This window comes from Novosphingobium sp. B-7 (assembly GCF_000410615.1).
Taxonomy (GTDB): Bacteria; Pseudomonadota; Alphaproteobacteria; order Sphingomonadales; family Sphingomonadaceae; genus Novosphingobium; species Novosphingobium capsulatum.
Window position 1 is genome coordinate 15,139 of sequence record NZ_KE148499.1, and the last position, 394, is coordinate 15,532.

The following is a 394-nucleotide window of genomic DNA, read 5'->3' on the forward strand; positions in this document are numbered from 1 at the left end:
GCGCATGTCCACCTGCGCATCGGTGGGCGCGCCGCGATTGGCCGGTACGTCCATCCGCGCGCCTTCCACGCAAATGCCCGAGGGTAGGATTTCGGTCAGGATCGAAAAGGCGTTGATCGCCGGATCGAACACGCCAAAGCCGCCTTTCGACAGCAGCCAGTCCTGCCCGGGGTGCCATTTGCGCACGTCTTCGCGCCAGGTGATGTGCACCGCACTGATGCTGCGGGTGGCGAGCCAGGCGCGTGCGGACTCGACCACTTCGCTCTCGCGCGAATGCCACGCGGCATAGAGCGTGACGCCGGCGCGCGCGGCCAGTTGCTCCAGCGCCTGGGCCTGGGTCGGGGCGGCGGCCGGCGGCTTTTCCAGCAGCACGTCGAGCCCGGCGGCGATGGCC

At 69.5% G+C, this 394-nt stretch carries 1 pseudogene; it reads right to left on the reverse strand.

The window, feature by feature from the left end:
* Positions 1-394, reverse strand: a pseudogene (locus H926_RS33875) (gfo/Idh/MocA family oxidoreductase); the annotation flags it as partial.